Genomic DNA, 6,754 nt, shown 5'->3' on the forward strand with positions numbered 1-6,754 from the left:
TTCCGGTATACCCTTCCAAACCCTTGCACTAATTTCTGTGTTTATCAGCCTCTAACCTTTGATATATCAAGGTTTTAGGTTTATTCAGCAAACCCTAATTAAGAAGCCACAGCAGTAGAACGAGTACGCCGTCTTCTACCATCAGAAACCTTCACAGCAGGTTCAGGCGGTTGTTCAGGAACTTGCAGCAACAAAGTCACAGAAGCTTGACATTGTAACTCCCGACGCAGAGAACGAGCCAACTCCTTCTCTAAAGTGCCTTGTAAACCGCCCCAGTCTATATCATTGGGTTCATTTCCCGTCACAAACTCAGACCAACGAACCCGCAAAATTTCCTCAATGCGTTGCTGTACCCATTTCAATAACAGCGATCGCTCAATACTTGTCACCACACCCCGCAGGTGAATTTCTGGTCTAGCCAACAGTTTACCATTCCAATCAACAGCAGCCGCAATAGTCGCCAGTCCTTCAGAAGCCATCGTTTGCCGTTCTTGCAACACTTTGGCGCTCACCATTCCAGAACTCGTTGTATCCACCAGTTCAATACCCGAAGCTACTTTAGCCGCAACACGGATAGATTCTTCAGTTAGTTCTATCACATCCCCATTCTGAATAATCACCATATTTTCTTTGGGAATGCCCATACTCTGAGCAGTTTCCGAATGCTTCACCAACATCCGATGTTCACCATGAACAGGAACAAAGAACTTAGGACGAGTTAAAGCCAGCATGAGTTTTTGTTCTTCTTGACAACCGTGTCCAGAAACGTGAACGCCCTTATCTCTACCATAGACGACATGAGCGCCTTGGATCATCAATTTATCAATGGTGTTCACCACCGCAATGGTATTACCAGGAATGGGGTTAGCAGAGAAAACAACTGTATCTCCTTCTCTAATTTTAATATGGGGGTGTTCTTTGTTAGCAATGCGAGTCATGGCCGCCATTGACTCACCTTGAGAACCTGTTGTTAAAATCAGTACGTTCTCATCCGGTAAACCCCGGACAGTATGCAAGGGTTGAAATAGGCTATCTTCACATTTGATATAACCTAAATTCCGGGCATGGGCAATCAAATTTAGCATTGAACGTCCCACAACTGTCACTACTCGGTTATGTTTCTTGGCCAGTTGCAACACTATATTGATCCGATGCACACTGGAAGCAAAGGTAGTAACAAATAAACGCCCTTTAGCTTGGGAGAATACCCGGTCAAGGTTGGGATAAACGGAACGTTCAGAAGGTGTAAATCCTGGTACTTCTGAGTTAGTGGAATCACTTAACAAGCAAAGTACACCTTTTTCCCCATGTTCCGCTAGGCGCTGTAAATCAAACTTTTCGCCATCTACAGGGGTATGGTCAATTTTAAAGTCCCCTGTATGGATAACTACACCTAATGGAGTATGAATAGCAACGGTAAAACTATCAGCGATAGAGTGGGTGTTGCGGATGTATTCGACAAAAAAGGCTTTACCAATTCTGACGACATCACGAGGAAGAACTGTTCTTAATTCTGTGCGATCGCGTACTCCTGCTTCTTCCAATTTCCCCTCTAACATGGCCATTGCTAATCTTGGTCCATAAATTACGGGGATGTCAAATTGTTTCAGGTGAAAAGCAATACCACCAATATGGTCTTCATGACCATGAGTAACGATCATGCCTTTGATTTTATGGCGATTTTCCCGTAAATAAGTTGTATCAGGTAGTACAATATTTACTCCGTGCATAGCCTCAGTGGGAAAAGCCAACCCTGCATCCAAGAGGACGATTTCATCCTCGTATTCAAAAACACAGGTATTTTTTCCTATTTCATGTAAACCGCCCAATGGAATAATTTTCAGGGCTGAGTTAGGTTCGTTTCTAGCCATTTTCTCCTGTATGTTGTGTGAGTTGTTAATCAGTTGATAGTTAGCGTTCTTGTATGAAAGACAACATCAAATGTCTATATAATTCAATGTCAAAATAGCCAATTTCCACTTCTGATATTCAATCAATTTGGTATTGAATAAATAAAAGTAATTGACCCCGTTCCCGTAGCTTCTTATCAAAAAAGATTCTTATATCGTTCATTTGTAGCACAGATGTTTAAATTGCGACCTAGAAGCAATTATTACTTTTTATTTATAAGTATCTGGGAAACCAGCATCTGGCTAGTATCCAATATATTGGCGCTCAGATTAAACTAAGTTTATGCAACACATCCTCTAACTTCTGACAGATTTCTGCGTCAGCTTCGCACAGCGGTGGACGAACTGAACCAACGTTCCAACCTTGAAGTTTTAATGCTTGTTTAACAGGAATGGGATTTGTTGTTAAAAATAAAGCTTTAAACAAAGGGAATAGTTGTAAATGAATCTCAGTAGCAATTTGAATGTTGCCTACATTAAAGGACTCTATCATCTGTTTTAGTTGATTACCTACCAGATGAGAAGCCACACTCACCACACCTTTAGCACCAACCGCTAACAGAGGCAAGGTTAAAGAATCATCTCCAGCGTAAATCTGAAATTCCTGTGGTGTCAAGCGGCGAATTTCACTAGCTTGATCTAAGTTACCACTGGCTTCTTTAATTCCCACAATGTTGTCGATTTGTGCTAATTGCACAACTGTTTCTGGACTCAAATTTTGACCAGTCCGACCAGGAATATTATATAACAACATCGGTAGGTCAGGACAGGCTTGAGCGATCGCCTGAAAGTGTTTGTATAGTCCTGCTTGGGGTGGTTTGTTGTAGTAAGGTACAACTTGTAAAGAACCATGTACTCCTATTCTAGCTGCTTTTTCGGTTGCTGCGATCGCTTCTTTGGTAGAATTTGAACCACACCCAGCAATTACTTTTGCTTTCCCTGCTACCGCTTGCAACACTTCCACAAACAGTTGATACTCTTCATCCCAGCTTAATGTGGGAGATTCACCTGTTGTTCCACATATCACTAATGTATCTGTACCATTGTCAACTAAATTTGCTGCTAATTTTCCAGCTACTTCATAGTTAACACTACCATCTGCTTTAAACGGCGTGATCATTGCCGTTATCACTGTACCAAAATCTACCACCCGTTTTTCACTCCTGATTTGTCTTTAGTTGTTAGTTGTTAGTTGTTAGTTGTTAGTTGTTAGTTGTTAGTTATTAGTTATTAGTTATTGGTTATTGGTTTATTCATCTTTCTTTCCCAGTCACCAATCACCAGTCCCCAGTCACCAGTCACCAGTCACCAGTCCCCAGTCCCCAGTCACCAATCACCCATTCTGAAGTAGATTTTTTTCTACTAATAATTCGGCGATTTGTATCGCATTTAAAGCTGCACCTTTACGGATTTGATCGCCACACAACCATAATTCTAAGCCACAAGGATGAGAAATGTCTTGTCTAATTCTGCCGACTAAAACCTCATCTTTACCACTAGCTTCTATAGGCATGGGGAAATAATTTTTCTGCCAATCTTCCACCAATTTCACACCAGGCGCATTGCTTAAAATTGCTCTTGCTTCATCTGGACTAAAAGGTGTGTCAAACTCCAGGTTAATTGCTTCGGAATGGGCGCGGAGTACGGGAACCCGTACACAAGTAGCAGTAATTCTGATGTCTTGACTACCAAATATTTTCCGAGTTTCGTTGACCATTTTTAACTCTTCCTCACAATATCCTATATCAGTCATTGGGGAATTATGGGGAAATAAATTAAACGCCAACGGATAAGGTAACACTTCAGCTACTGGTTGTTGTCCTTGTAATATAGCACTGGATTGAATTTTCACTTCTTCCATTGCTTTTGCACCAGCACCACTGGCAGATTGATAAGTTGCCGCTACAATCCTTGTTACTGGTTTTACTTGATGCAGTGGCCAAACTGCCAACGTCATTAAAATTGTGGTGCAGTTGGGATTGGCAATAATGCCTTTATGCTCGGCTGCGGCTTGGGGATTCACCTCTGGAACTATCAAAGGTACATCCGGGTTCATACGGAAGGCGCTAGAGTTATCTATTACCACTGCTCCTTTGTCTACAGCTACCCCAGCCCAGGTTTTGGAAGTTCCACCACCAGCACTAGCTAAGACAATATCAACATTTGCAAAAGAGCGATCGCTGACTGCCTCAATTACAAGATTTTCGCCTTTAAACTTGAGCGTCTTTCCTGCACTGCGTTCTGATGCTAACAATTTTAAATCCGCCAGGGGGAAATTACGACTTTCTAGTAATTCCAGCAACTCCGTACCTACAGCACCAGTCGCACCCAAAATAGCTACACGATAGGATTTAGACAAATTCGACTCCTTCTTTAAGAGGTTACTAAGGTTACTAAGTTTTTTCTAATACTCAAAATATCTATAATGGCAACATTGAGCAATCAAAGAAATTTGAATACTTAATGAGTTTTTTTCTAATTTAGTAGATATCTATAATATCTAAAGAATTTGGATTTTAGGATATTTTATTTATATTTTGATTTTATTTGACAATAATTACCATTTAACCTGTATTACTTTGAATTATACACTACCATACAACAAACTCCAAACTAAGGGTAAAATGAATAGGCTAACCATTAATTAGGTTGATAGAATCAATGGTACAACCTTGGCAACACCAGACTGCTTAGTTAACCATCTCCCAGTGGTGAGTAGGTTTGGGAAGCGGTTACTGGGTTTGAGATTGGGGGTTTGATCTTATCCTTCTCTCTTGAGAGCAGACAAGTATTGTTAGGCAACAGTGCTACCATGAGAATCTACCATGTTGACAGGATATCACAACCTGAACAATCTGGGTAACATTTTGCGTCTAACCTATCATGACCGCAGTAACAGCCATCAATTAAAGATCATTAAGCAGATTTTTTAGGACTAAACAACGTTTAAATGAGAAATTCTGAAAAATCGACTGAGATATCCTATCAGTAAAGATATAGCAGAAAAACTGGAAGGATCTGTAAATTTCTGTGCTATTGGCAGTAAACTAGATATCTGCTGAAGAGCGCAGCCCCTAAGCCCGGAGTTGAGGATGCTTAAAAGACGATTACTGGATAGCTAATTATCTAATTATCTAATTATTTTGTCTGATTTCGTCAAAAAATCCATCAACTGCACAAAACTGATGTATAACCTAAAAAATCCCTCTATTAATCTTAATATGAGCGATTAGTATAAGTTTTGTGTTGCACATCAAGTTAATAAGCGAGATATACGCAGCTTGTGTGTACTATCAAAAATGACAACACCAAAAAACAGAGACAAAGCATGAAAGTAACCCAGGAAAAACTTGAAAAAAGCCAAATTGGACTAGAAATAGAAATTACAGCGGAAGTTACCCAACAAAAATACGAACAGGTAATCAAAAATTTAAGTGCTACTGTAAATCTTCCTGGGTTTCGCAAAGGCAAAGCACCCCGGCAGGTATTATTACAGCGTCTAGGAAGCAGTCGCATCAAAGCATCGGTATTGGAAGAACTAATTCCCGAAGTTGTAGAGCAAGCAGTCAAACAAGAAGACATTAAGGCGATTGGCCAACCGAGATTAGTGTCATCCTTTGATGATTTGATTAATAATTATAAACCTGGAGAATCCTTGACCTTTGCTGCGGTGGTGGATGTAGAACCAGAAATCAAAATCCAGCAGTATACAGGATTCCAAGTCAAAGCCGAAGAAATCAAACATGATCCAACACGGGTGGATACAGTGTTAGATCAGGAAAGGCAGAAAATGTCCACATTAATTCCCGTAGAAGGAAGAGCAGCCCAAATAGGAGATGTGGCAGTAGTAGATTTTAAAGGTGTGTTGGCTAAAGGTGAAGGTGAAGACGAAGCAGCAGAACCTACACCCATTCCAGGAGGAGAAGCAGCAGATTTTCAAGTCGAGTTGCAGGAAGATAAATTTATCCCTGGTTTTGTAGTCGGTATGGTAGGAATGAACCCTGGAGAAACCAGAGAAATTTCCGCCCAGTTCCCAGATCCTTATGCGAGTCAAGAATTAGCCGGTAAAGCTGCCTTGTTTACAGTGACACTCAAAGAAATTAAGGAAAAAGAACTACCACCGTTAGATGACGACTTTGCTCAAGAAGTCAGTGATTTTGAAACTTTAGCAGAATTACGGACATCCTTAGAAGAACGTTATCAAAAAGAAGCCCAAGAGCAAACTAAAACCAATCAGCAAGAAGCTTTATTAGCGGAACTGCTCAAGCACGTAGAAATTGATTTGCCAAAAACTTTGATAGATAACGAAGTTGATGCCATGATCAAACAGACAATCATGAAATTGTCAGAGCAGGGAATGGATGTGAGAAAGTTTCTCACCCAAGAAATCCTGAATCAATTGCGCGAGCGTTCAGAACCAGACGCAGTAGAACGCCTTAAACGTTCTTTGGCTGTAGAAGAAATCGGTAAACGGGAATCAATCACAGCCACAGTTGAGGAAGTCAACGCTAAAGTTAAAGAACTCTTAGAAGAGTACGCTGATGAAGATATAGATGCAGTAAGACTGCAATCTTTGGTAGAAGCACAGCTAGTAAATGAGAAAATCATGGATTGGTTGCTGGCTAACTCATCCATAGAACTTGTACCCGAAGGTTCTTTAAGCACAGAAGAGGAAACTGATTCAGAAGCAGAACCGGCTACAGAAGCAGAAACAACCAGTCCTGAGTAAAGGTGACTGGGGACTGGGGACTGGTGACTGGTGACTGGGGACTGGGGACTGGTGACTGGTGACTGGGGACTGGGGACTGGGGACTGGGGACTGGGGACTGGGGACTGGTGACTGG

General features: G+C 41.1%; 4 protein-coding genes. 1 reads left to right on the forward strand and 3 read right to left on the reverse strand.

Annotated elements, in window-relative coordinates; translation table 11 throughout:
• Positions 1-98 precede the first annotated feature (98 nt).
• The 3 genes from H6F47_RS26250 to H6F47_RS26260 all read right to left on the reverse strand — a co-directional run bounded on the left by H6F47_RS26250 (position 99) and on the right by H6F47_RS26260 (position 4,269).
• Positions 99-1,871, reverse strand: a complete 1,773-nt coding sequence (locus tag H6F47_RS26250) for a ribonuclease J (protein WP_190651685.1) — start codon at positions 1,869-1,871, stop codon at positions 99-101.
• Positions 1,872-2,175: 304 nt separating this feature from the next.
• Entirely contained in the window at positions 2,176-3,060 is an 885-nt protein-coding gene (gene dapA, locus H6F47_RS26255; RefSeq protein WP_137668887.1) for a 4-hydroxy-tetrahydrodipicolinate synthase, read from the reverse strand.
• A gap of 183 nt (positions 3,061-3,243) precedes the next feature.
• Positions 3,244-4,269, reverse strand: coding sequence for an aspartate-semialdehyde dehydrogenase (locus tag H6F47_RS26260; RefSeq protein ID WP_137668886.1), 1,026 nt, complete (start codon positions 4,267-4,269; stop codon positions 3,244-3,246).
• A 969-nt stretch (positions 4,270-5,238) separates the two neighbouring features.
• Here H6F47_RS26260 and tig point away from each other — a divergent pair.
• Positions 5,239-6,639 carry a trigger factor gene (gene tig / locus H6F47_RS26265; RefSeq protein WP_190651687.1) on the forward strand — a complete coding sequence of 467 codons (1,401 nt, stop codon included), beginning with the start codon at positions 5,239-5,241 and terminating at the stop codon, positions 6,637-6,639.
• Positions 6,640-6,754 lie beyond the last annotated feature (115 nt).

Source organism: Sphaerospermopsis sp. FACHB-1094, from assembly GCF_014696195.1.
Taxonomy (GTDB): Bacteria; Cyanobacteriota; Cyanobacteriia; order Cyanobacteriales; family Nostocaceae; genus Sphaerospermopsis; species Sphaerospermopsis kisseleviana.

Coding starts and splice junctions, on each gene's coding strand:
- H6F47_RS26250 (WP_190651685.1), bottom strand. CDS start 1,871: ATGGCTAGAAACGAACCTAACTCAGCCCTGAAAATTATTCCATTGGGC.
- tig (WP_190651687.1), top strand. CDS start 5,239: ATGAAAGTAACCCAGGAAAAACTTGAAAAAAGCCAAATTGGACTAGAA.